This is a genomic window from Leptospira dzoumogneensis (assembly GCF_004770895.1).
Taxonomy (GTDB): Bacteria; Spirochaetota; Leptospiria; order Leptospirales; family Leptospiraceae; genus Leptospira_B; species Leptospira_B dzoumogneensis.
On sequence record NZ_RQHS01000002.1, the window covers coordinates 1 to 1,178 of the forward strand.

1 pseudogene is annotated in these 1,178 nt (G+C 48.1%); it reads right to left on the reverse strand.

The annotated features are described in order from the left end of the window. A pseudogene (locus EHR06_RS19080) lies at window positions 1-1,178 on the reverse strand (hypothetical protein); the annotation flags it as partial.

Below are 1,178 nucleotides of genomic sequence, written 5' to 3' on the forward strand. Positions count from 1 at the left end.
GACTCCTGATGTTCCCAAAGAGCGATAATATTTCCGGATACTAGATACAGTCCTCCGGGTTTTCTACTCGTGGCAGTCTTGGACGTATCCAATTGAAGCGTGGTCGTATATTCCAAAAGACCATCCGAAAGATCGACAACTCGCAGATAGATTCCGGTATTCTTGGTTGAACTAAAAGCAAGTAGCCCGTAACCCGTCATTGCATTTATAGAAATCGCACTTGTATTTCCTGCAATACCAAAGGCATTCGGCCCCAAAGCAGCGTTCGTCGTTAAATCGTAAACTCGAGCGACCGCAGTTGTGTCTGACCTTCTCCAAACAACGAATGCCTTCCCAGCAGTGGCGTTCACGGCGACGGAAGTGACATTTGCAGCTCCAGTAGTCCCTGACAAATTGACTGGGCCGGCTTGCTTCGTTCCCGTTGCAAAATCAAATGTATAGCCATTAACTATATTTGAATCGACGCCATAGCCAACGGCTATAAATGCGGTATTCCCTCCGTCACTGTCCGCGTTAAGCACACAGGTCATTCCGACTCCGCTTATAAGAGCGACTCCAAATCCGGTTCCGGATGTACCAGCCACATCTCCTTGAAAATTTCGGCCATAGACGGTATGATATGTCGTGGTAGTAAATAAAACAGTGGAGGTAGCGACAGTCGACCAAACTGCAATTGCCTTTCCGCCTCCTCCCATAGCAAGGCCCAAACCTCCAGAAGTATTCGGACGGGTTGCCACTTTGATTTCCGATCCGATGGCAGGGAAATTAGCCGCTGTCAGATCTCGGAAGGCGATGTATATATCCACGCCATTTTCCCAGAGAATTGCTGCCTTCCCCGAATCCGTTTTAACTACGAATTTACCGGTCGCATTAGCAGTGTTGAGTTTTACTTGGGCCCCACCGGCCAAAACAGTGCCTGTGGAGATTTGCATGAACTTACCTTGGAGAGTGTTGTCTTGTCTCCAAACGGTAAAGGCGATATCTCCGTAAGTGACCGTTTGAGGTTCTGAGAGAGTAGTAACGGAAACGTTCTCATTTACAACGAAGTCGTTCGTGCTAGATTCTAGACGATAACTACGATTCGTGCTTGTTGCCGTTAGACGGAATAGACCATTCGCCAAGAAGGAATCGAAGGCCCCTCCATCCGTTCCGGAGTTCCAAGCTCCAACACCATAATT